Origin of the sequence: Paludisphaera soli (assembly GCF_011064595.1) — a bacterium.
GTDB classification, from domain to species: domain Bacteria; phylum Planctomycetota; class Planctomycetia; order Isosphaerales; family Isosphaeraceae; genus Paludisphaera; species Paludisphaera soli.
Window position 1 is genome coordinate 1 of the sequence record NZ_JAALJI010000166.1, and the last position, 341, is coordinate 341.

General features: G+C 65.4%; 1 protein-coding gene. It reads left to right on the forward strand.

Annotated elements, in window-relative coordinates; genetic code table 11:
- On the forward strand, nt 1-232 hold a 232-nt coding region (locus G6O68_RS32160), incomplete at its 5' end, for a sigma-70 family RNA polymerase sigma factor (protein WP_315852150.1).
- Nucleotides 233-341: the final 109 nt, after the last annotated feature.

A 341-nucleotide genomic window follows, 5' to 3' on the forward strand; every position in this document is an offset into this window, starting at 1 on the left:
CGCCGCCCCGTCCGACGAATCGCCGATCGACCCCGAGATGGTCCGGCTGGCCGTCGACCGGATGGGCGGCGCCCACGCCGCGGTCCTGAAGGGCTACTACTTCGACGGCCTGAAGATGCACGAGGTCGGCGAACGACTCGGGATCAGCGAGTCCCGCGTTTCCCAGCTCCACGCCGAGGCCGTCGAGCGAATGCGGGACAACTCGCTCATGAAGCTCGCCCTCTGCGGCTGACTCGCGCGCTCATCCATCCAGTTGTGTAGACGAGGTAATCCCAACGATTCGCAAGGACGAGACGACGACCATGAAGATCACCGAAGTCCGGATCCACCTGTCCGACCGC